Source organism: Streptomyces sp. NBC_00102, assembly GCF_026343115.1.
Taxonomy (GTDB): domain Bacteria; phylum Actinomycetota; class Actinomycetes; order Streptomycetales; family Streptomycetaceae; genus Streptomyces.
In genome coordinates this window covers 3,712,872-3,735,262 of sequence record NZ_JAPEMC010000001.1, presented here as the reverse complement: position 1 = coordinate 3,735,262, position 22,391 = coordinate 3,712,872, and the positions used below count along the sequence as shown (strand labels likewise).

The 22,391-nt window shown below is 73.0% G+C and carries 21 protein-coding genes; 4 read left to right on the top strand and 17 right to left on the bottom strand.

The annotated features are described in order from the left end of the window. Nucleotides 1-29: 29 nt before the first annotated feature. Entirely contained in the window at nt 30-1,313 is a 1,284-nt protein-coding gene (locus OHA55_RS16690) for an adenylosuccinate synthase (protein WP_266707065.1), read from the bottom strand. A gap of 185 nt (nt 1,314-1,498) precedes the next feature. Here OHA55_RS16690 and OHA55_RS16685 point away from each other — a divergent pair, with 185 nt between their 5' ends. Beyond that, nucleotides 1,499-2,377, top strand: coding sequence for a diacylglycerol kinase (locus OHA55_RS16685; RefSeq protein WP_266707063.1), 879 nt, complete (start codon nt 1,499-1,501; stop codon nt 2,375-2,377). A gap of 13 nt (nt 2,378-2,390) precedes the next feature. Here OHA55_RS16685 and OHA55_RS16680 read toward each other — a convergent pair whose 3' ends face one another. Continuing rightward, entirely contained in the window at nt 2,391-3,206 is an 816-nt protein-coding gene (locus tag OHA55_RS16680) for a hypothetical protein (protein ID WP_266707061.1), read from the bottom strand. Between the two features lie 91 nt (nt 3,207-3,297). Beyond that, the gene (locus tag OHA55_RS16675) at nt 3,298-3,861 is read right to left on the bottom strand and encodes a GbsR/MarR family transcriptional regulator (protein WP_266707059.1); all 564 of its coding nucleotides are present in this window, start codon (nt 3,859-3,861) and stop codon (nt 3,298-3,300) included. 141 nt (nt 3,862-4,002) lie between these two features. Here OHA55_RS16675 and OHA55_RS16670 point away from each other — a divergent pair, with 141 nt between their 5' ends. Beyond that, nucleotides 4,003-4,974, top strand: a complete 972-nt coding sequence (locus tag OHA55_RS16670; RefSeq protein ID WP_266707057.1) for an ABC transporter ATP-binding protein — start codon at nt 4,003-4,005, stop codon at nt 4,972-4,974. Then, nucleotides 4,971-6,626 (top strand): ABC transporter permease, encoded by a 1,656-nt coding sequence (locus OHA55_RS16665; RefSeq protein WP_266707055.1) that lies wholly within the window; start codon nt 4,971-4,973, stop codon nt 6,624-6,626. The genes OHA55_RS16670 and OHA55_RS16665 overlap by 4 nt, the downstream gene beginning before the upstream one ends. A gap of 31 nt (nt 6,627-6,657) precedes the next feature. On the opposite strand, the gene OHA55_RS16660 is transcribed toward OHA55_RS16665, so the two are convergent. The 4 genes from OHA55_RS16660 to OHA55_RS16645 all read right to left on the bottom strand — a co-directional run bounded on the left by OHA55_RS16660 (nt 6,658) and on the right by OHA55_RS16645 (nt 10,982). After that, nucleotides 6,658-7,863 carry a cytochrome P450 gene (locus OHA55_RS16660; RefSeq protein WP_266707053.1) on the bottom strand — a complete coding sequence of 402 codons (1,206 nt, stop codon included), beginning with the start codon at nt 7,861-7,863 and terminating at the stop codon, nt 6,658-6,660. Between the two features lie 40 nt (nt 7,864-7,903). Then, nucleotides 7,904-8,566: a response regulator transcription factor gene (locus tag OHA55_RS16655; protein WP_266707051.1), complete on the bottom strand. Its 663-nt coding sequence runs from the start codon at nt 8,564-8,566 to the stop codon at nt 7,904-7,906. Further along, entirely contained in the window at nt 8,563-9,915 is a 1,353-nt protein-coding gene (locus OHA55_RS16650) for a sensor histidine kinase (RefSeq protein ID WP_266707049.1), read from the bottom strand. Before OHA55_RS16650 ends, OHA55_RS16655 begins: the two co-directional genes overlap by 4 nt. 74 nt (nt 9,916-9,989) lie before the next feature. After that, a complete protein-coding gene (locus OHA55_RS16645; protein ID WP_266707047.1) occupies nt 9,990-10,982 on the bottom strand; it encodes a trans-aconitate 2-methyltransferase in 993 nt (330 codons plus the stop codon). A gap of 47 nt (nt 10,983-11,029) precedes the next feature. On the opposite strand from OHA55_RS16645, the gene OHA55_RS16640 reads away from it, so the two are divergent. Further along, a complete protein-coding gene (locus tag OHA55_RS16640; RefSeq protein ID WP_266707045.1) occupies nt 11,030-11,611 on the top strand; it encodes an XRE family transcriptional regulator in 582 nt (193 codons plus the stop codon). A 95-nt stretch (nt 11,612-11,706) separates the two neighbouring features. Here the strand turns inward: OHA55_RS16640 and OHA55_RS16635 are convergent, their stop codons facing one another. From OHA55_RS16635 to OHA55_RS16590, 10 genes are all read right to left on the bottom strand, one after another. Beyond that, the gene (locus tag OHA55_RS16635) at nt 11,707-12,579 is read right to left on the bottom strand and encodes an alpha/beta hydrolase (RefSeq protein ID WP_266707043.1); all 873 of its coding nucleotides are present in this window, start codon (nt 12,577-12,579) and stop codon (nt 11,707-11,709) included. Nucleotides 12,580-12,703: 124 nt separating this feature from the next. Continuing rightward, a complete protein-coding gene (gene kynU, locus OHA55_RS16630) occupies nt 12,704-13,933 on the bottom strand; it encodes a kynureninase (RefSeq protein ID WP_266707041.1) in 1,230 nt (409 codons plus the stop codon). Beyond that, a complete protein-coding gene (locus OHA55_RS16625; RefSeq protein WP_266707039.1) occupies nt 13,926-14,774 on the bottom strand; it encodes a tryptophan 2,3-dioxygenase family protein in 849 nt (282 codons plus the stop codon). Before OHA55_RS16625 ends, kynU begins: the two co-directional genes overlap by 8 nt. 284 nt (nt 14,775-15,058) lie before the next feature. Next, on the bottom strand, nt 15,059-15,472 hold the full coding sequence (locus OHA55_RS16620; protein ID WP_266707038.1) for a DUF3151 domain-containing protein: 414 nt from the start codon (nt 15,470-15,472) through the stop codon (nt 15,059-15,061). Between the two features lie 152 nt (nt 15,473-15,624). Continuing rightward, complete coding sequence (locus OHA55_RS16615) at nt 15,625-17,274, bottom strand: DHA2 family efflux MFS transporter permease subunit (protein ID WP_266707037.1); 1,650 nt, start codon at nt 17,272-17,274, stop codon at nt 15,625-15,627. A 70-nt stretch (nt 17,275-17,344) separates the two neighbouring features. Further along, complete coding sequence (locus OHA55_RS16610) at nt 17,345-18,505, bottom strand: MalY/PatB family protein (protein WP_266707036.1); 1,161 nt, start codon at nt 18,503-18,505, stop codon at nt 17,345-17,347. A gap of 174 nt (nt 18,506-18,679) precedes the next feature. Beyond that, nucleotides 18,680-19,702, bottom strand: a complete 1,023-nt coding sequence (fbaA, locus tag OHA55_RS16605) for a class II fructose-bisphosphate aldolase (protein ID WP_266707035.1) — start codon at nt 19,700-19,702, stop codon at nt 18,680-18,682. Nucleotides 19,703-19,927: 225 nt separating this feature from the next. Further along, nucleotides 19,928-20,467, bottom strand: a complete 540-nt coding sequence (pyrE, locus tag OHA55_RS16600; RefSeq protein WP_266707034.1) for an orotate phosphoribosyltransferase — start codon at nt 20,465-20,467, stop codon at nt 19,928-19,930. Between the two features lie 32 nt (nt 20,468-20,499). Continuing rightward, nucleotides 20,500-21,291, bottom strand: coding sequence for an aldose 1-epimerase (locus OHA55_RS16595; RefSeq protein WP_266707032.1), 792 nt, complete (start codon nt 21,289-21,291; stop codon nt 20,500-20,502). Between the two features lie 21 nt (nt 21,292-21,312). Further along, nucleotides 21,313-22,368, bottom strand: coding sequence for an SRPBCC domain-containing protein (locus OHA55_RS16590; RefSeq protein ID WP_266707030.1), 1,056 nt, complete (start codon nt 22,366-22,368; stop codon nt 21,313-21,315). Nucleotides 22,369-22,391 lie beyond the last annotated feature (23 nt).

The window sequence follows — 22,391 nt, the reverse complement described above, 5'->3', positions numbered from 1 at the left end:
GTGCTCGTGCGGTACCCCTGAGGGAACCCCTACAGGAAAGAGTTGATCTCGATCGTCTCGGTACGGCCGGGGCCGACGCCGATCGCGGAGATCGGAGCGCCCGACATCTCCTCCAGCGCCTTCACGTAGGCCTGCGCGTTCTTCGGCAGGTCGGAGAAGGTCTTCGCCTTGGTGATGTCCTCGGACCAGCCCGGGAGGTTCTCGTAGATCGGCTTCGCGTGGTGGAAGTCGGTCTGGTTGTAGGGCAGCTCCTCGACGCGCTTGCCGTCGATCTCGTACGCCACGCAGACCGGGATCTGCTCCCAGCCGGTGAGCACGTCGAGCTTGGTGAGGAAGAAGTCGGTCAGGCCGTTGACCCGGGTCGCGTACCGCGCGATCGGAGCGTCGAACCAGCCGCAGCGACGGTCACGGCCGGTGGTGACACCGCGCTCGCCACCGATGCGGCGCAGGGCCTCGCCGTCCGCGTCCAGCAGCTCCGTCGGGAACGGGCCGGAGCCGACGCGCGTGGTGTACGCCTTCAGGATGCCGATGACCCGGCTGATCTTCGTCGGTCCCACGCCGGCACCGGTGCAGGCGCCGCCCGCGGTCGGGTTCGACGAGGTGACGAAGGGGTAGGTGCCGTGGTCGACGTCGAGCAGGGTGCCCTGGCCTCCCTCGAAGAGCACGACCTTGCCGTCGTCGATGGCGTTGTTGAGGATCAGCGTCGTGTCGGCGACGAACGGCTTGATCTGCTCCGCGTACTGGAGCATCTCCTCGACGATGCCCTCGGCCTCGATCGCGCGGCGGTTGAAGACCTTGGCCAGAAGCTGGTTCTTCTGCTCCAGGGCCGCCTCGACCTTCTGGACGAGGATCGACTCGTCGTAGAGGTCCTGCACGCGAATACCGACACGGTTGATCTTGTCGGCATACGTCGGGCCGATTCCGCGGCCGGTCGTGCCGATCTTCCGCTTACCGAGGAAGCGTTCCGACACCTTGTCGAGCGTGACGTTGTACGGGGTGATCAAATGAGCGTTGCCGCTGATCAGAAGCTTGGACGTGTCGACGCCCCGCTCGTTCAGACCGCTCAGTTCGGAGAGCAGCACGGCCGGGTCGACCACGACACCGTTACCGATCACCGGGGTACAACCCGGTGACAGAATTCCGGAGGGGAGGAGATGCAGTGCGTACTTCTGGTCGCCTACGACAACCGTGTGACCGGCGTTGTTGCCGCCCTGGTATCGCACCACATAGTCGACGGATCCACCGAGGAGATCGGTGGCCTTCCCCTTGCCCTCGTCACCCCACTGAGCACCGAGCAGCACAAGTGCGGGCACAGGCGTACACCCCTTCCGGGCGGGGCATGTCCAAGGTCAGGGGCGTACGTAAAGGTCGTACTTGCCATACGACGATGTACGACAAAGCCTGAGCCGTCGAACCGGGTGCCCCGGAATAGACGAAGCCCCTGGCGCAATAGCGCAAGGGGCTCTTGCACCAAGATGCTACCCGAGGAAGGACCGAGGTGTCGGCTGCAGAGCCCCCCGGCGACGACGGCCACCAGCTGCTGGTGGTCATCGACCCGGTTGCCCGCCGGACCGACGGCGAGTCCGTCCGTATCGCGAAGGACGTGCTGAACGCCGGAGCGCACGCCAAGATCTCTCTTCCGGAGACCCCGGAGGAGTTCGCCCGCGCCCTGTCCCGGCGGGGCAGCAGGCGGCCGGTGGTCATCGGCGACGACCACGCCCTGCTCCGGGCGGTGGCCCAGTTGCACCGTGACCGGGAGCTGGCCGACAGCGCCCTGGCGCTGGTCCCCGTCGGCGCCCCGCCCGCCCTCCGCCTCGCCTACGCCCTCGGCGTGCCGCGCGGAGCGGTGGCGGCGGCGCGCACGGCACTGGACGGGACGGTGCACCACCTCGACCTGCTCGTCGACGACAGCGACGGTGTGGTCCTGGGCGGCGTGGACATCCCCGCGCCCCCGCCCGCCCCCGGTCAGAGCACGGACGGCACGAGCGCCCCCTCCCACTCGGGCGTCACGGCCGTCTGGGACACCTGTGTCTCGCTGGTCCGCACCCTGGTCCGCCCCCTCCCGGCGTCGGCCACCACCGGGACCCCCGGTTACCGCCTCCGGGTGGAGGCCGACGGCGTCCTCCTCAACGACCTGGACCGGCCGGTGGAGGCGGTCACCGTGACCTCGCGGAACGGCGGCGGCCTGGCGGAGGTGGTGGTACGCGCAACGGGCGGCGAGACCGTGACGGCGGAGGCCAAGGCGGTGACGGTCTCCGGCCCCGACTTCCGCTACCGGGCCGACATACAGCTCCACGGCCCGGTCCGGCGGCGCACATGGACGGTCCTGGCCGACGCCTGGGGGCTGATGGTCCCGGCGGCGGAGGCCGCGGCCTGAGGCCCGCGCGGGCTCAGCGGCTCGTGTCCTGAGCCCCGATGTCCTTGTCGAAGGTGGCCGGTCCGCCCTTCAGGTCCACCCGCAGCCCCTTCTCGGTGACCGTGACGGCGGTGGGGCGCAGCCCCAGAGCGACGGCCGCGCCCTGCGGGCTCTCCGGATCGGCCGCGCCCGTCCCGCCCGCGAGACCGCCCAGGCCGCCCAGGCCGCCCTTGCCGTCCGCGGACAGCCCGGTGAGGGCGGACTCGATGGTGTCGGTCACGGCCTTCGGGGCGTCGACGCCGAACATCTTCGCGCCGGTCAGGGTGAAGCGGACGGCGCCGTCGCGCAGTTCGGGCCGTACGTCGGCCTGCCCGAGGCCGCCCGAGCCCAGCATGATCCGCAGCGTCCCGTCCCCCGGCCGGGGTTCGACGTCACCGACCATCGAAGCGAACGCGCCGCCCGCCGCGGTGACCTGGTCGCGCAGGGCCTCGGCCGGCACCTCGGCGCGGGCGCTGCTGCCGGACACCGACGCCCGGCCGTCTCCGCGGGGGACGGTGAGGTCCCGGAGCTCCGCGTCGACCGTGATCCCGTCCAGCCCGTCGAGGGTGGCGTCCTCCGCGTGCAGGGTGAGGGTGCCCAGCCTGCCGCGGGTGAGCGCCACGAGACCCCAGCCGTCGCTGTCGGCCGTCACCTCGGACCCCAGCCGCTCACCGGCCAGTTTCTCCACCCGCCCGTCCACCACATGCCGGGCGACGGCCTCCGCACCCCCGGCCAGGACGGCCAGGACCAGTACCCCGGCGAGGGCGCCGCCCAGGAGCGCGGTACGTCGCCGTACGGGCCGTATCTTCACGCGGTGCCTCCACGGCTCTCGAAAGCGGCTCTCGCCCGCGGCGCCTGTCCGCGGACAGCGGCCAGTATCGCCGCCGTCTCCGACCCGCGGTTCACCGGCGGGGCTCCCCTCCGGCCTCCCGATCGGCCTCCCGATCGGCCTCCCGATTGGCCTCCTGCCGGGCCTTCCAGCGCTCCATCATCGTGACCAGCTCGTCCTGGACGAACTCGAAGAACTCCGCCGTCTCCGCGAGCCGCGCGCCCGCCGGGGTGTCCTCGCCGAAAGAGCGGGCCCCGTCGCGGAGGGTCTGCTCCCAGCGGGTCATGACCCGGTCGCGTCCGGCGAAGGTGGTGTACCAGATCTCGTGGTGGAGCCGGTAGCGGTCGCGGCGGGAGCCCGGTTCGCGTTCCCTGCCGACCATGCCGACCTGGGTGAGATAGCCGATCGCGCCGGAGACGGCGGCCGGGCTGATCCGGAGCCCGGTGGCGAGTTCGGCCGAGGTCATGGTGGCGTCGTCGTCGGCGAGGAGCGCGGCGAAGACCCGCGAGGCCATGCGCTGCATGCCCGCCTCCGTCATGTCGGCCGCGAAGCGTTCGACGAACCGCGAGACGGCCTCAGCCTCCCCGTCCCGGGCCTGATCGCCCCGCGCGCCCGTACCGCCCGTACCCTCGCCCATCGCCGTTCCGCCCTCCCGATCCGGCCCGCCGGCCGGTCCTGGGGTTGTCCCACACGGCCCGGCTCAGGATGTCGTCCGGCTCCCGACTTTATACGGTTCTTTAACTTCAGAAATTTGTGAAACCCGCGTACTTTCGGATCCATGACGACGGCCATCTCCGTGTCCGGACTGCACAAGTCGTTCGGCCGGACCCCCGCACTGGACGGTCTCGAACTCTCCGTGGACCACGGGGAGGTGCACGGCTTCCTCGGCCCCAACGGCGCCGGGAAGTCCACCGCCATCCGCGTCCTGCTCGGCCTGCTGCGCGCCGACTCGGGCACCGCACGACTGCTCGGCCGGGACCCCTGGCAGGACGCGGTCGCCCTGCACCGCCGCCTCGCGTACGTCCCCGGCGACGTCACCCTCTGGCGGAACCTCACCGGTGGCGAGGTCATCGACCTCTACGGACGGCTGCGCGGCGGACTCGACCGGACCCGGCGCGACGCGCTGGTCCGCCGCTTCGAGCTGGACCCGGCGAAGAAGGGGCGCACGTACTCCAAGGGCAACCGCCAGAAGGTCGCCCTGGTGGCCGCGTTCGCCTCCGACGCCGAATTGCTGATCCTGGACGAACCCACCAGCGGGCTCGACCCGTTGATGGAGTCGGTCTTCCGCGACTGCGTCACCGAGGCGCGCGACCGGGGGTGCACGGTCCTGCTCTCCAGCCACCTCCTCAGCGAGGTCGAGGCCCTCTGCGACCGGGTGAGCATCATCCGCCGGGGCCGCACGGTGGAAACCGGATCGCCGGCCGGAATGCGGCATCTGACACGTACCGGCATCACCGCCGAACTCGTCTCCGTACCGCACGGGCTGGCCTCACTCCCCGGCGTGCACGGGTACGAGGCGCGGGGTGCCCGGATCAGCTGCCAGGTGGACACCGACAAGCTCGACGCCGTACTCGCCGCACTGGCGGCCGCCGGGGTACGCGCCCTGAACTGCGCCCCGCCGACGCTGGAGGAACTCTTCCTGCGCCATTACGCGGCGGACGGCGGAGATGCGGACGGAGAGCCGGCGGACGGCGAAACAGCACTCAGCGGTACACAGAACCGCGACGAGGACGGGGCGGCGGCGCGATGACCTCGGCGACGACCACGGACACCTCGGGTGCGCTCCCCCGTCCCGGCGACGCCGGCGCCGAACGCCTCGCCCGCTCCGGCCGGTTCACCGGCACCGGCACGCTGCTGCGGCTCGCGCTCCGCCGCGACCGGGTGCTGATCCCCGTGTGGCTGCTGGCGATCTCGGGTTCCTTCGCCTCCGTGGCCGGCTCCTTCGCCTCGCTCTACCCGACCGTCGCCGACCGCGCCGGCCTCGCCGCGTCGACGAACGCCAACGGCAGCCTCCGGGCGCTGTACGGGCCCGTCCTCGGCGACTCGGCGGGCGCGCTCGTCAGCTGGCGGATGGGGGGTTTCGGGGCGGCGATGGCCGCCGTGATGTCGCTGATCGTCGTCGTGCGCCACACCCGCGAGGAGGAGGAGACCGGCCGTCAGGAGATGCTTTCCGCCGCGCCGCTCGGCCGCCGCGCCCCGCTGACCGCAGCGCTCCTCGCCGCCGCGGTGGCCGATCTGGCACTCGCCACGCTCGTGGTGCTCCTCCTGACGTCCGCCGGGTGCGGCGGCCCCGGTGCGTACGCGCTGGGCCTCGCGGTCGCCGGTACGGGGCTGCTCTTCGCCGCCACCGCCGCCGTCGCCGCCCAGCTCACCGGGACCGCCCGCGCCGCCAAGGGGCTGACCGCGGCGGCGATCGGCGCCGCGTACGTCCTCAAGGCCGCCGGTGACGCGGCGAGCTCCGGCGGCTCCTCCGTCCTGACCCGGCTCTCCCCCTTCGGCTGGGTGGAGAACACCCGCGCGTACGCCGGCGAACGCTGGTGGGTGCTCCTCGCCTTCGCCGCCGGTACCGCCGTGCTCCTCGCCCTCGCCTTCGCACTGGCCGGCCGACGGGACCTGGGCAGCGGCCTGTTCGCGACCCGCCCGGGGCCCGCGCGCGGCCGGATCACCACCCCGTACGGACTGGCGCTGCGGCTCCAGCGCGGCTCACTGGCCGGATGGACGGCGTCCTTCGCCGTCGTCGGGCTCGTCTTCGGCCGGCTCGCGGACGGAGCCGCCGACCTCGTCGGCGGCAACGAGCAGACGCGCGAGATCATCGCGCGGATGGGCGGCGCGGCCGGGCTGACCGACGCGTTCCTCGCCGCGATGGCCGGGATGCTCGGCATGGTCGCGGCTCTGTACACCGTCTCCTCGGCGCTCCGGCCGCTCGCGGAGGAGACCGGCGGCCTGGCCGAACCCGTGCTCGTCGCGGGCGCCACCCGGACCGCCTGGGCCGGTGGACACCTGCTCTTCGCCTTCGGCGGCGCGGTCGCCGTGATGGGCGCTGGCGGCCTGGGCCTCGCCGCCGGCTACGGCCACCGCCTCCCGGCCGTGCTCGGCGCCGCCCTGGTCCAGCTCCCCGCGATCTGGCTGCTCGGCGGGGTGGCCGTGCTGCTGTACGGGGTGGCGCCCCGGATCGCCGCCGCCGGCTCGTGGGGCGCGGCCGGGCTCTGCCTGGCGCTCGGCTGGATCGGCCCGGCGGTGGACCTGCCGCAGGCGGCGCTCGACGTCTCGCCCTTCACCCACCTGCCGAAGCTCCCGGGGGACGACCTGCGGGGATGGGCCCTGGCCGCCCTCACGGCGGTGACGGCGGCCCTGGTGACGGCGGGCCTCGCCGCACTGCGGCGCCGGGACCTGCGGGGGTGACACCCGCCGCAGGCACCTCGGGCCGTAGGGATCACACCTCCACTCGGAGCTCCTTCAGCCCCCGGATGACGTACCCCGGGTGCCACTCGGGCTCCTCGGCCAGCCGCATCCGGGGCGCCTTGCGCAACAACTCACCGAAGGAAGCGGCGAGTTCGATACGGGCCAGCGGGGCGCCGAGGCAGTAGTGGATGCCCGCACCGAAGGTGATGTGCGGGTTGTCCGGGCGGGAGAGGTCGAGGGTGTCCGGGTCCGCGAAGCGTTCCGGGTCGCGGTTGGCGGAGCCGAAGAGCAGCGCCACCTCTGAGCCGCGCGGGACGACGGTGCCGCCGATCTCGATGTCGTCCAGCACCCAGCGCTCGAACATCTGCAACGGGGAGTCGTACCGCAGGAGTTCTTCCACAGCTGTGGACAGCAGACCGTGGTCGGCGCGGAGCGCGGCGAGTTGCTCGGGGTGGTGGAAGAGGGTGCGCCAGCCGTTCACGGTGGTGTTGACGGTCGCCTCGTGGCCCGCGTTGAGCAGCAGCACGCAGGTGGAGATCATCTCCTGCTCGGTGAGCCGCTCGTCCTCGTCGTGGGCGGCGATGAGCCCCGAGATCAGGTCGTCGCCCGGCTTCTCCCGCCGCACGGCGATGAGTTCGCGCAGGTACGCGGAGAACTCGGTGGACGCCGAAACCGCCGCCCGCGCGGTCTCCTCCGAAGGGTTCAGCTCGAACATCCCGCAGATCGCGGCCGACCAGGGGCGCAGCAGTGCCCGGTCGGACTCCGGGACGCCCAGCATCTCGGCGATCACGGCGACCGGCAGTGGTTCGGCGACCGCCGTGAGCAGGTCGCCGCCGCCCTCGGCCACGAACGTGTCGACCAGCTCGGCCGCCAGGCGCCGCACGGTGGGCGCGAGCCGCTCGACCGTACGCGGCGTGAACGCCTTGGAGACGAGGCGCCGGATGCGGGTGTGGTCGGGCGCCTCCAGGTCGAGCAGCCCCTGCCCGTTGAGGGTGGTGAACGGCTCGTGCGCGGCGGGCGGCGCGGTGAGGCCGAACTCCTCGTGGGTGAAGCGGTGCAGATACGTCCGGCCGAGCCGCCGGTCGCGGAGCAGCCCCGACACGTCGGCGTAGTGCGGGATCAGCCACTGCCGGGTCGGCTCGAAATAGTGGACCCGGCCGGCGGCGCGCAGCGCGGTGTAGGCGGGGTACGGATCGGCGACGAACGCGGGTGACCAGGGGTCGAAGGACACGTGCATGACCCGACGCTACCGGCAGGGCCCCTGCGCGAGGACGCCCCTACCCCGGGGTGACCAGCCGCGCCTCGTACGCGAAGACCGCCGCCTGGGTGCGGTCGCGCAGTCCGAGCTTCACCAGGACCCGGCTCACATGGGTCTTGACGGTGGATTCGGCGACCACCAGGTGCGCGGCGATCTCCGCGTTGGAGAGACCCTGCGCGACCAGCACCAGTACCTCCGTCTCGCGTTCGGTGAGGTCCCCGATCCGGGCCAGCGCCGGGGGTTTCGGCGCCTGGGAGAGCTTGGAGAACTCGGCGATCAGCCGCCGCGTCACGGTGGGTGCGAGGAGCGCCTCGCCGGAGGCCACCACCCGTACGGCATCGGCGAGTTGGCGGGCGGAGGCGTCCTTGAGCAGAAAGCCGGAGGCCCCGGCGCGCAGGGCCTGGTAGACGTACTCGTCCAGGTCGAACGTGGTGAGCACGAGCACCTTCGCCTCCGCGTCGGCGGCGACGATCTCGCGGGTGGCCTCGATGCCGTTCATCTCCGGCATCCGGATGTCCATCAGCACCACGTCCGGGGCGAGCGCGGCGACCCGCTCGACCGCCTGCCGCCCGTCGACGGCCTCGCCGACGACCTCGATCCCGGGCATGGCGTTGAGCAGTACCGAGAAGCCCTCGCGGACCATCATCTGGTCGTCGACGATCAGAACCCCGATGTCGCTCACGCGGCGGCCTCCTCTTCCGTACCGGTACCTTCTGCGGGATCTGCGGGCTTCACCGCCCGGGGCACCGGGATGAACACGGCGACCTCGTAGCCGCCCTCCTCGGTCTCCCCGGCGGTCATCTCGCCCTCCAGCATCGCGATCCGCTCGCGCATCCCGGTAATGCCGTGCCCGGCGCCCGGCGAGGCGTCGACCGGGCCGGTCGGCGGCCCGTTGACGACCCGTACCCCGAGCCCGCCGAGGACGTAGGCGATCTCGACGACGGCGGTGGCGCCCGGTGCGTGGCGCAGGGTGTTGCTCAGCGCCTCCTGGACGATCCGGTACGCCGACAGCTCGACGCCCTGCGGCAGTTCGCGCACCGCCCCGGTGACCGTCTTCTCCGACTCCAGGCCCGCCTCGCGGACGTTGTCCAGCAGCCGGTCGAGCCGGGCGAGGGTGGGCTGCGGGGCGTCCGGCGCCTCCTGGTCCTCCGCCCGTACGACACCGAGGACGCGGCGCAGTTCGGTGAGCGCGGCCACCGCGTTCTCGCGGATGGTGACGAACGCCTGCTCCAGCTCGGGCGGCGGGTTCTGCACCCGGTACGGCGCGGCCTCGGCCTGGATCGCCACGACGGACATGTGGTGGGCGACCACGTCGTGCAGCTCACGGGCGATGGTGGTGCGCTCCTCCAGCAGCGTGCGCCGGTCGCGCTCGACGGCCGTGACGGTGCGCTGGACCGTCACCTCCCGCTCGGCCTCGCTCACCTCGCGCCGTGCGTCGCGCCGGACCTGGACGACGGTCACCACGAGCAGGGCGAGCGCGGACATGATGACCATGGGAACGGCGGTCGAATTGGCGTGGTACCCGCCGAGGTACTCCATCACGAGACCCAACAGCAGCGTGAGCGTCCACATCCAGGGCGCGGTCCGCCGCCGGGTACGGGCCGCGACGACCACGAGGACCACCAGGTGACCCCACAGGCTGCTCGCTCCCCACGGCCAGACGTCACCGTTCATGGCGACCACCACCGTGGCCGCCATGGAACCCCAGAAGGCGATCACCGGCCGCACCAGTGTCAGCGCTACGGGAATGGCCGGCACCACACCGACGATCGACTCGTCGCCGGACCAGGCCATCCCGAGGAACACGCAGATCAGCGCGGCCGCCAGCACCAGCGCGTGCGGGGTCCACACCAGCTTCTTCCGCACATTCGCCGGGAACAGGCCCAGCAGCGGCCCGTCACCGTCGAGCGGAGGCAGCGGCCGGTAGGCGAACACGTCCTGGAGGAGATCCTGCCGCAGGCCGCCCAACGCACTCGCCGCCGCCTGGAACTCCGGTGTTCTGGTCTTCGTCTGGGCTCGGGTCTCGGTCACGTGCTCACGGTAGGGCGGGGCACGGGCCCGGGTCGTCCCCACCGAAGCGGATACCGGGGTCTCCCCCTCAGGTACTACGCGGCTGCGCGACGCGTGGCGACCCAGACGCTCCGCTCGGTGCGGACGGTGAGGTCGTCCCGGTGCAGCACGCCGTGCGGCCCGTCCGGGTCGGTGAGCGCGTCCAGGGTGGCGAGGTCCTCGGCGTCGAGCACGTCCTCCAGCGCGGCGCGGACGCGGGTGAGGGAGGCCAGGACGTAGCGGCCGGTGGCGGCGGGCAGCGGGGCGGCGAGGTCGATGGCGACGACCCGCTCGGCCACCACGTCGAGCCCGGCCTCGCGCAGCCGGGCGCCCCAGTCCTCGCTCATGTGCATCCCGGCGGCCGCCCGGCCCTCCGCCTGGGCCGCGTGCACGCGCTCCTCCAGTCCGGGGCGGCCGATACCGAGGTCGTCGGGGAGGAAACGCGGGAAGCCTTCGAGCTCGACCGCGACCATGAGCCCCCCGGGCCGCAGCACCTCGCGGACCTGGGCGAGGACCGCGCCCGGGTCGGCCATGTGGTGGAGCGAGGCGGAGGCCCACACCAGGTCGTGGGGCCCGGCGGGCAGGGCCTCGGTGTCGAGGTCGGCGACCACCGTACGGACGCGGTCGGCGGCCCCCAGCGCGGCGGCCTTCTCCGCCAGGCGGTCGGCCATCGCGGGCGAGGCGTCCACGGCGGTGACCTCGGCGCCGGGGAACCGCTGGAGCAGGGCGAAGGTGCCCGCGCCGGTGCCGCTGCCGAGGTCGAGCACGCGCGGGCCGGTGGGGCCGGGCGCGTCCGCCGTACCCGGTGCTTCCGCGGTCCCGCCGCCCAGTTCCTCGATCCAGCCGGTCAGCTCGTCCAGATGCTCGTGGAGCACCTCGGCGTCGAGGTCCAGCATCTCGGTCAGTACGGAGAAGTCGGCGTCCCCCGAACCGTGCCCGTGGCCGTGCCCGTGGCCGTGCCCGTGGCCGTGCCCGTGCCCGTGGCCGTGCCCACTGTCGTGCTGATGCCCGTGGCCGTGCCCGTGCTGGTGCTCCTCGTGTGCGCTCATGCTTCGAGCCTACGCACGCCTTGCGCGGAACGCATAGCATCTTGCGTATGACGCAAGACGGTGAACTCGACTCCCTGGTCCGCAAGCGGATACGCGGCCTGCGCACCGCTCAGGGCTGGTCGCTCGACGATCTGGCCGCACGCTGTTTCCTCAGCCCGTCCACGCTGAGCCGGATCGAGACCGGTCACCGGCGGATCAGCCTCGACCAGCTCAGCTCGATCGCGCGCGCCCTGGGGACGACCCTGGACGCGCTGGTGGAGTCGGTCTCCGACGAGGACGTGGTGATCCGCCCGCAGCACGACGCGGAGTGCGGGACGACCACCTGGCTGCTGAACCGGGAGGGCGGGCAGCCCGGCGTCACCGTGGTCAGGATGAGCATCACCGCGCCCGAGCCCCGGCAGGGCCGGGACGAGCTGAAGGTCCACCCGGGCGGCAAGGACTGGTTCACCGTGCTGTCCGGCACGGTCGTGCTGCTGCTGGGGGAGCGGACGATCACGGTCGAGACCGGCGAGGCCGCGGAGTTCTCGACGATGGTCCCGCACGCCTTCGGCGCGCGCGGCGGTCCGGCGGAAGTCCTCGCCATCTTCGACCGCGACGGCCGGCGGACCCACCTGCGACCGGAGCGCTGACCCACGAGGCTCGTCGGGCACCGCTCCGGACACCGCAGGGCACCACCCGGAGCGCTGACCACGAGGCTCATCGGGCACCGCCGGGCCGGCCGCCGTCACCAGGCGAGCTGCTCCAACTCCTCCGCGACCAGCGCGCAGGCGTCGGTCGAGGGGTCGATGAGCGGGAAGTGGCCGATCTCGTCCAGCAGGGTCAGCCCGACCGTCTCCCCGGCCGTCGCGGCCGCGGCGACGAACGCCTCGGCGACCTGCTGCGGCACGACGACGTCGTCGCAGCCCTGCACGATATGGGTGGCGATCCCCGTGGGCAGCAGGACAGCGGGGTCGACGTGCGGGCGCCGTTCGGCGAACCCCTCCTCACCGCCCACGAGTTCGTGCACGGCCCCCGAGCAGATGCCGAGCTTCGCGGCGGTCAGCAGGTCGGCGATCGGTGCCAGCGCCACCACCCCGCGCAGCGGCGGGGGTTCGGGCAGCCGCCACGGCGATCCGGCGGGCAGCACATGCCGGGCCGCCGCCCAGAGCGCGAGGTGGCCGCCCGCGGAGTGGCCGGTGAGGACGATCCGCCGCAGATCGGCCTCGGGCAACTCCCGTGCGGCGAGCGCCGGGAGCGCGTCCATGGCGGCGGCCACGTCGTCGAAGGTCTCGGGCCAGCGGCCGGCCCGGTTTCCCGCCCCCGCAGAGGACGGGTCTGCCCCGCGCCGGTACTCGACGCTGGCGACGGCGAAGCCGCGGCCGGTGAGGAACGCGGCGAGCGGCGACACATGACGGCGGTCGTACGGGGCGCGCCAGGCGCCACCGTGGAACAGGACGACGAGCGGCATGCCGGTCCCCCCGTCCGCCGGAGCCCAGAGGTCGATGACCTGGTCGGGGTGGTCCCCGTAGGCGACGGTCCGGTCGGGAGCGATCTCGGGATGGGCGAACGCCGACTTCGCCTCGACGGCGTCCCGATCGCGCGCGGCGGAATCCGACATTGTTGCTCCAACCATCCTCGGGGCTGCCCCACTTGTCCGACCTGCGGGGACCGTACCAGTCCCGGGGGCGGTCGCCGGACGGAGCCGGTCCACCCGGGCTCCGTCCGCGACCGCTCCGGCGCCGCTACCCCCGCGCCGCCGACCCGGCCGGTACGTCCGCGAGCACCCCGGCCAGCACCCGGGCGGCCCGCTCGGCGTCGGCGAAGCCGACGTACAGCGGGGTGAATCCGAACCGGAGCACGTCGGGGCGGCGCAGGTCGCCGACGACGCCCCGCGCGATCAGTTCGCGCATCACCGGCTCGGCCTCGGCGCACCGCAGCGCGACCTGGCTGCCGCGCTCGGCGTGCGCGGCCGGGGTGACGGAGGCGACCCGCCCCTCGGGGGCGTACGCCTCGACGCACTCCAGGAAGAAGTCCGTCAGGGCGAGGGACTTGGCGCGCACCGCCTCGATCGGCACTCCGTCCCAGACGTCGAGCGCGGACTCCAGCGCCAGCATCGAGAGGATGTCGGGGGTGCCGACCCGGCCCCGGACGGAGCCCTCGGCGGGCTCGTATCCGGGGGTCATCCCGAACGGGTCCGCGTGCGAGTTCCACCCCGGCAACGGGGAGTCGAAGACGCCCTGGTGGCGCTCGGCGACGTACAGGTACGCGGGCGAACCCGGGCCGCCGTTCAGGTACTTGTACGTGCAGCCGACCGCCAGGTCGACGCCGTGCTCGTCCAGACCGACCGGCAGCGCACCCGCGCTGTGACAGAGGTCCCAGACCACGACGGCCCCGGCGCGCTGCACGGCGGCAGTGAGCGTGGGCAGGTCGTGCAGCCGCCCGGTGCGGTAGTCGACGTGGTTCAACAGCACTGCGGCGGTACGGGAGTTGACGGAGACCGGTACGTCGGCGGGGTCGACGGGCACGATCCGGTGACCGGTCATGCGGGCGGCCGAACCGGCGATGTAGCCGTCGGTGGGGAACGTCGAGGCGTCGACCACGATCTCGTCCCGCCCGCCCGGCGCGAGCCGGGTCGCGGCGACCAGTGCCTTGAAGATGTTCACGCTGGTGGAGTCGCCGACCACGATCCGGCCCGGCTCCGCGCCGACGATCGGCGCGATGCGGTCACCGACCCGCTCGGGCGCGGTCCACCAGCCGCTCTCGTCCCAGGACCGGATGCGCAGCTCGCCCCATTCGCGGGCGATGACCTCGTGCAGCCGGTCGGGCACGTGGACGGGGAGCGCACCGAGCGAGTTGCCGTCCAGGTAGACCCCCTCGTCGAGGGTGAACAGCTCGCGCAGATCGGCGAGTTCGTCAGCGGCGTCGAGCTTGGCCGCACGGTCCGCCAGCAGGCGGTGGTTGGTCTCAGACATGACTGCGGGCCGTCCAGAGTTCGGGGAACACGGTCTTCTGCGCGCGCTTCTCCAGCCACGCCACACCGGCGGAACCGCCGGTCCCGGTCTTCGAGCCCATGGCCCGCCGGGTCGCCACCAGATGGTCGTTGCGCCAGCGCCACACCAGCTCGCCGACGTCCGTGAGCAGCTCGCCGAGGCGCACCAGCTCGTCGTACTTCTCCGGGTCGGCGTATATCCGCGCCCAGACGGCCTCGACCACCGGGGAGGGCTCGTACTTCTGCCGCAGGTCGCGGTCGAGGACCGACCGCGGCACCGGGTGGCCGCGCCGCGCGAGCAGCGCCAGCGTCTCGTCGTACAGGCTGGGCTGGCTCAGCGCCTTCTCCAGCTCGGCGTACACCCGCGGGGAGCCCCGGTGCGGGACGAGCATGGAGGCCGACTTGTCGCCCAGCAGGAACTCCATCCGCCGGTACATCGCCGACTGGAAGCCGGAGCCCTCGCCGAGCGAACTCCGGTAGGAGTTGAACTGGGCGGGGGTGAGCTGGGCCAGCGGGCGCCAGGACGCGTTCAGCGCCTCCAGCTGGCGCAGCGAGCGCTTCAGCGCGTCCCGCGCGACCGGCAGCCGGTCCTCGCGCAGGGCCAGCGCCGCGGTCTCCCATTCGTGGACCAGGACGGTGAACCACAACTCCATGACCTGGGTGGTGACGAGGAAGACCATCTCGCCGGGATCGTCCGAGCGCAACTGCTGCAAATGGGTGAGGACGTCCGCCTGGACGTAGTCCTCGTAGGGGGTCGTTCCCGCGAAGTCGAGGTACGGGGTTTCCGCACCGGTCTCTTCGGGGTCGGGGTGTTTCGCCGACATCTCTGTCTCCTCGACACGAGCTTCCGGGTAGCGGTCCGCCCCCGTGCCGGTGCAGCACCGACCGGGTGGGCTCCGGTCCCCTGCGGCGCATCCTATGACCGGAAACCGGCGAACGGCTCGGCCGGAAGGGTGCCTGATCGCGTGCGGACCAGCCTCGGCACGGGCCCCCGCGACGCAAACCGGCCCGCAGCCGACAAAGCGGGCTGCGGGCCGGTTGACCAGGCTCTTCGGCGCCATCGGCGTCCTGGAACGCGGTGTCACCGCCATGACGTGCCGGGCGGGAATCAGCCCAGGATGTCGGCGGCGGTCGGCGAGGAGTCACGGAGGAAGGTCGAGCAGCGCTCGTACTCCTCCTGCTCCCCGATGGACCCGGCGGCGCGCGCGAGGGCGTGCAGGGCGCGGAGGAAGCCGCGGTTCGGCTCGTGCTCGAACGGCACGGGCCCGTGGCCCTTCCAGCCGGCCCGGCGCAGGGCGTCGAGCCCGCGGTGGTAGCCGGTGCGGGCGTAGGCGTACGACTCGATGACCCGGCCGCCCTCGTAGGCGTCGTCGGCCAGCTGCGCCCAGGCGAGCGAGGAGGCGGGGTACTTCGCCGCGACCTCGGCGGGCGGGGTGCCGCCGGCGAGCAGCCCGCGCGGCTCCGGGTCGTCGGGCAGGTGGGTCGGGGCGGGGCCCCCGAGCAGGTTCTCGTGGATGGACATGGGTCCCAGTGTGCCTGGCACCCGGCCGGTCCGGGACACCGCCCGGCCCGCCGCCGGTATCCCCTCCCGCACCCCCGCCGATACCCCCTCCCGCACCCCGGACGGCGCTCCCGACGGCGCTGACCGGACGCGGCCGCCCGGTCACCCCCCGGTCACCCCCCGGGCGGCCGCCGGGCGGGCTCCAGGGGCGGCGCGACGACCCCGCAGTGCACGGTGCACTCGGGCCGGCAGGGCCCCTCGTCCGACGGAGCCCCGCCGGCCTCCGCCCGGTCCCGGTCCCGGCCCGCCTCCGTGTCCGGTGCGGGGGCCGGGGCGGCCGCCGGTGTCCGTACCGCGCAGAAGGCGAGCACCGCCCCCGCCACCAGGAGCCCCGCACACATCGGCATCGCCCGCCGGAAGGTCGCGGCGAACTCGCCCGCGTCCCGGTACGCCTCCGGGCCCATGCCCGCGAGCAGCGGCAGCGCGGCGACCGCGATCAGCCCGGCGGCGCGGGCGGCGGCGTTGTTGATGCCGCTGGCCAGCCCCGCCTGCCCGGTGTCCACGGCCGCCAGCACGGTCGCGGTGAGCGGCGCGACCAGGGTGACCAGCCCCAGGCCCAGCACCACCACGGCGGGGAGCACCTCGCTCAGGTACCCGCTCACCGAGGCGCTCCCCGGCCCGACCCGCAGCATCAGCAGCATGCCCCCGGCGGCCAGCAGCGGGCCGACGGTGAGCGGGATGCGGGGGCCGATGCGGTGGCCCAGCTCGCCGGAGGCGGCCGAGAAGAAGAGCATCAGCACGGTCGTCGGGAGCAGCGCGGTCCCCGCGCCGAGCGCCGAGTACCCGGCGACGACCTGGAGCTGGATCGCGGAGAGGAAGAAGAACCCGCCCAACGCCGCGTACACGCAGAAGGTCACCAGGTTGACCACCGTGAAGAGCCGCGAACGGAAGATCGCCGGGGGCACCATCGGGTCCGGCCGCCGCCGCTCCACCCGCACGAACGCCGCCCCGAGCAGCACCCCGCCCACCGCCGCCCCGATCACCGCGGGCGAGGCGCCGCGCCCCGGCGCCTCGATCAGCGCGTACGTCACCAGGGCCAGCGACACCGCACCGAGCACCGCCCCGAGGACGTCGAAGCGCCCGTGGGCCCGCGGGTCCCGGGACTCCGGCACATGGCGCAGCGCGACCGGGACGCAGAGCGCGGCGACCGGCAGGTTGAGCAGGAAGACCCACCGCCAGCCGGGCCCGTCCACGAGCCAGCCGCCCACGAACGGCCCGATGGCGGCCCCCACCCCGCCGAAGCCGGACCAGAGCCCGACCGCGCGCGCCCTGTCGTCCGGATGGAAGCTCGCCTGGATGAGCGCCAGCGACCCCGGGGTGAGCAGCGCCCCGCCGATCCCCTGGAAGGCGCGCGCCGCGATCAGCACGGCCGCGTTGGGCGCGACGGCGCAGACCAGCGAGGCGAGGGCGAACCAGACCACGCCGACGACGAAGACCCGCCGCCGCCCGTACCGGTCGCCGAGCGCCCCGCCCAGCAGGATCAGCCCGGCGAGGGTCAGCATGTAGGCGTTGACGGTCCACTGGAGCGCCGCCAGGTCGGTACCGAGGTCCTCGCCGATCCGGGGCAGCGCCACGTTGATGACGGTGGAGTCCAGCATCGCCATGCCGGAGCCGAGCACGGTGGTCAGCACGAGCCACCGCCCGGGCGCCGAGGCGGCCCGGATCTCCCCGGCGGCCCTCGGCGCACCGTTCGGCGCGGAGGCTCTTTCCGGAGCGGGCTTGCGGTCTTGAGGCGTCGGGGGTCCCTCGGGGGTCTCGCCCATGGGGGCAGCATCGCCGCTGCTCGCCGGAGCGGCCAGTGGGCACCGGCCGCGTCCCCCTCCCCCGGCGTGGCTACCGCAGCGAGCGGATCGCCCGGACCAGCGCGTCGACGCCCGCCTCCGCCTTGGCGCGCGGGCAGCCGACGTTGAGCCGCACGAAGCCGTCCGAGCCGTAGACCCCGCCCGGCATGATGGCGACCTTCTCCCGCTCGATCAGCACCCGCTGGAGGGCGTCGTCGTCCAGGCCGAGCGGCCTCAGGTCGATCCAGGCGAGGTAACCGGCCTGCGGCGGACGCCAGCCGAGCCCCGGGAAGGCGGCGTGCAGCCGCTCCTCGACCAGGGCCAGGTTCCCGGCGATGTAGGTGCGCACCGCGTCGAGCCACGGCCCGCCCTCGCGGTACGCGGTGATGTGGGCGGTCAGCGCGAGCACCGCCGGGGACTCCAGCCCCTCCGCCGTCGCCATCCGCCGCAGGTACTCGGTGCGGTCCGCCGGATCGCCGATCAGCCCGTACGAGCCACTCAGCCCGGGGAAGTTGAAGGACTTCGACCCGGAGGTGATGAGCGCCCACCGTGCGGGGCCCCGGTCCGCCACCCGGGTCCACGGCACGTGCCGGTACCCCTCGTGGGCGAAGTCCGAGTGGATCTCGTCGCTGATCACCAGCACACCGTGGAGCGCCGCCAGTTCGGCCATCCGCGTGAGCTCGTCCTCCGTCCACACCCGCCCCGTGGGGTTGTGCGGCGAGCAGAGCAGCAGCACCTTCGCGTCCGGGCGGGCGAGCTCCCGCTCCAGCGCCGCGTCGTCGCCGACCGGCACCCCGCGCATCTCGCGCCCCAGACCGAGGATCGCCTTGCGGAAGCCGTCGTACACCGGAGTGTGGGTGACCACCGCGTCGCCGGCCCCGGTCCACATCCGCAGCAACTGCGAGAGCTGGTTGAGTACGGAGGGCCCGTAGACGAGCTGTCCGGTGTCGATGGCGGTGCCGTAGCGGGTGGCGTACCAGTGGGCGATCGCCGAACGGAAGTCGTCCTGCTGCCAGTCGGTGTACCCGAACACCCCGTGGTCGATCCGGGCGCGCAGCGCGTCCAGTACCTCGGGCGCGGTGGGGAAGTCCATGTCGGAGATGGTGAACGGCAGCAGCCCGTCGACCCCGAACCGGTCGGCGACCCCGTCCCACTGCACGCTCCAGGTACCCCGGCGGTCGACGGCGGTGTCGAAATCGTAGGACGGACTCACAGCGGTACCTCACATGGTTCGGTCGTTCACAGGTGGTGCACGGCCGTGACGGCCGGTGTCACGCCGGACGGTGTGCCCGGGGCGGCACATGCCACGGGCCCGACCTCACCGGGGATCACCCAGGAGTGTCGGGCCCGCGACGCACGCAGGACGGGACCGGGGCCCCGTACGCGCTTACTTCAGCTTCGTGCCCGTGGAGCGCAGGTTGGCGCAGGCCTCGGTGACACGCACGGCCATGCCCGCCTCGGCGGACTTGCCCCAGGTGCGGGGGTCGTAGGTCTTCTTGTTGCCGACCTCGCCGTCGACCTTCAGCACGCCGTCGTAGTTGCTGAACATGTGGTCAGCGATCGGGCGGGTGAAGGCGTACTGGGTGTCGGTGTCGAGGTTCATCTTCACGACGCCGTTCTCCAGCGCGGTGGCGATCTCCTGCGCGGTGGAGCCGGAGCCGCCGTGGAAGACGAAGTCGAACGGGGAGGTCTTGCCGTACTTGGCGCCGACGCCCTCCTGGAGGTCCTTCAGGAGCTCGGGGCGGAGCACGACGTTGCCCGGCTTGTAGACGCCGTGGACGTTGCCGAAGGAGGCGGCCAGCAGGTAGCGGCCCTTCTCGCCCAGGCCGAGCGCCTCGGCGGTGCGCAGCGCGTCGTCGACGGTGGTGTACAGCTCGTCGTTGATCTCGTGCGTGACGCCGTCTTCCTCGCCACCGGTCGGGGTGATCTCGACCTCAAGGATGATCTTGGCGGCGGCGGCCTTGGCGAGCAGCTCCTGACCGATGGCCAGGTTGTCCGCGAGGGTCTCGGCCGAGCCATCCCACATGTGGGACTGGAACAGCGGGTTGAGACCCTTGGCGACGCGCTCGGCGGAGATGTCGAGCAGCGGGCGGACGTAGCCGTCCAGCTTGTCCTTGGGGCAGTGGTCGGTGTGCAGCGCCACGGTGATGTCGTACTTGGCGGCGACGATGTGCGCGAACTCGGCGAGGGCCACGGCGCCCGTCACCATGTCCTTGTTGTACTGGCCGCCCAGGAACTCCGCACCACCGGTGGAGATCTGGACGATGCCGTCGCTCTCGGCCTCGGCGAAACCGCGCAGAGCCGCGTGGAGCGTCTGGGTCGAGGTCACGTTGATGGCCGGGTAGGCGAACTTGCCTGCCTTCGCCCGGTCGAGCATCTCGGCGTAGACCTCGGGGGTTGCGATGGGCATCTGTCCGCTCCTTGGGATGTGCGGGTGTGCAGTGCTGGTCCCTGACCTGGGGGCGACGTCATCGTCGTGCCCATCTTCCCAGACTCCCGCGGGGACTCCACCCGGAGGCCCCCGTAGAAATGGGTCCGGGGTGCACTGTTTCACGTGAAACAGTGCACCCCGGCAAAAACCGCAGGTCAGAGCATCAACTCGCCCTGGTGGACTCAGAACCTGCCCGGCAGGATCTCAGCCGAGGTCGAGATCGGCGACCGAGTAGACGTGCAGGTACGGCAGTCCGGCCTCGGCGATGGCCGGGGCGGCGCCCCGCTCCACGATCGTGGCGACGGCGACGACCTCGCCACCGGCCTCGCGGACGGCCTCGACGGCGGTCAGCGGCGACCCGCCGGTGGTCGAGGTGTCCTCGACCACCAGGCAGCGACGGCCCTTGACGTCGGTGCCCTCGATGCGGCGCTGCATCCCGTGCGCCTTCTGCGCCTTGCGGACGACGAAGGCGTCCAGCGAGCCACCACGCGCGGCGGAGGCGTGCAGCATCGAGGTGGCGACCGGGTCGGCACCCAGGGTCAGACCGCCGACGCAGTCGTAGTCCAGCTCGGCGGTGGCGTCGAGCATGACCTGGCCGACCAGCGGCGCGGCCTTGCCGTCCAGCGTGACCCGGCGCAGGTCGATGTACCAGTCGGCTTCCAGACCCGAGGAGAGGGTCACCTTGCCGTGCACCACGGCCTTGTCCTTGATCTGCTGGAGCAGGTCAGCGCGTACGTCAGTCATACCGTCGAGAGTACGTGGCGGGGCGGACTCCCTCAGAGCCGAGCCCAGCTCCAGGTGGTCGCCATCTCCAGCGGCTCGATCGGCGTGACCAGGCGCGGAGTGGAATTCAGCCCGTTCGGCGGGCCGGACTGCGGCTCCACGCAGAGCGCCTCGTCCTGCTCGTCGTAGATGACGACCCACTCGTCGCGACTGGTGACGGTCAGCTCCAGCTGCTCCGGCCAGGTGACCGTCGCCTTCACGCCCTCCGGCATCCCGAAGCAGTCGTCCCAGGGCCCGGGGAGCGGGTCGATCCGGCGGCCGGTCGGCATGTGGTCCGCACCCCGCTCCTCCTGCCAGGCGGCATCGAAGGAGAGCTGGGCGTCCTGGCCGCCGATGTTGCGCAGGAACCAGGGGTGCCAGCCGGCCTGCGCCGGGAAGGAGTCCCCGTACGTCTCGACCGACATGCGGATCGTCAGGGCGTCCCCGGAGAGTTCGAAGGTCTGCGTCACCCGCCCCCGGTACGGCCACGGTTCGGCCAGGTCGTAGTAGAAGGCCGCCTCGCCCTCCAGCTCCCGCGCGGTGGTCCAGGAGGTGTCGCGGCCGGTGCCGTGGATGGCGTGCGGCGGCGAATTGAGCGGCAGGGTGTGCACCGTGTCGCCGTTGCGGAACTCGCCGTACGCGGTCCTCCCGACCCACGGAACCATGGGGAAGCAGCCGTAGCGCTCACCCTGCCGCAGCAGTTCGGTGCCCCCGATCCGCAGACTGGTGATACGGCACCCTCGGACGGGGTCGATGGTCAACTCGGCGTCGCCGGCGGTCAGCCGGACGCTCTTCTCGCTACTCACACAACGACCCTACTGGCGCGCTCACCTACGGCGCCGCAGCGCCCGCCCGACGACCACGGCCGAGGCGATGGCGAGGGCCGCCGCCGGGGCCACCCACCGCAGGGTGGACGAGGCGGTGGTGGTCTCCGGCGAGGGCACCGGCGCGTACCGGCCGCGCGGCGGCGCGTGGTCCACCTCCTCGGCGCTCCGCCCGATCATGGTGCGCCGGGCGTGCGCGGCCTCGGCGGGCGGCTCGTCCGGGACGGCGAACTCGATCTCGGCGCCCGCGTCGAGCGAGGAGGGCGGCACCACGGAGTCGAAGACGGACCCGCCACCGGGCAGGGGCCCCGCATCGGCCCCGGAGCCCGCGTCGGGAGGGGAGGCCGGGGCGCCGCCGTCCGGGCGCGTCTCGGCGTCCGCCTGCGCCTCGATGCCGGCGGTGCTGTCGTCGTCCCGGTACGGAACGGCACCGGGGGACGCGCCCGGGGACGTCTCGGAGGGGGCGGCGGGGGACGCGTCGGAGGGGGTGCCTGCGGGAGTCCCGGTGGCGGGCGCCCCGTGCGGCCCGGACGCCTCGGGCGCCCCGGCACCCTGCGACCCAGGCGCCCCGTGGGCTCCCAGGCTCTCCGTGACGAGCTGCTGGGTGAAGCGGTCGAGCAGCCGGCGGGCTGCGGCCCGCACGGCCTCGGCGTCGAGCTCGGCGAGCCGCCCGTCGCCCGTGGCCGTGCCGGTGTAGCGGATCGTCGTACCGGGCTCGGCGCCCGTGCCTCCGACGGCTTCCGCCAGGCCGATCGTCAGCGCCAGCTTCACCGAGCCGGCGCCCCGGGCGGCCGTTCCCTCCCCGGTGACGGTGACGGATGCGGAGGCGGAGGCGGAGGCGGAGTCGGGTGCGGAATCACCGTCCTCCGCTTCGAGCCGCAGGGCGCCCCGGTAGGTGATCGTGTGGCCGTCCACCCGGAACTTCAGCCGGCCGGTGAGCGCCTCGGACGCCCCCGCGTCCTGCTGGAGGGACGGGACGCAGCGCGCCACCCGCGCGGGATCGCCGAGCGCGCTCCGAAGGGACGCGACCGGAACCGGAACGAACACCTCATGCTCCATGAATCCGAGCCTACTCACGCTCC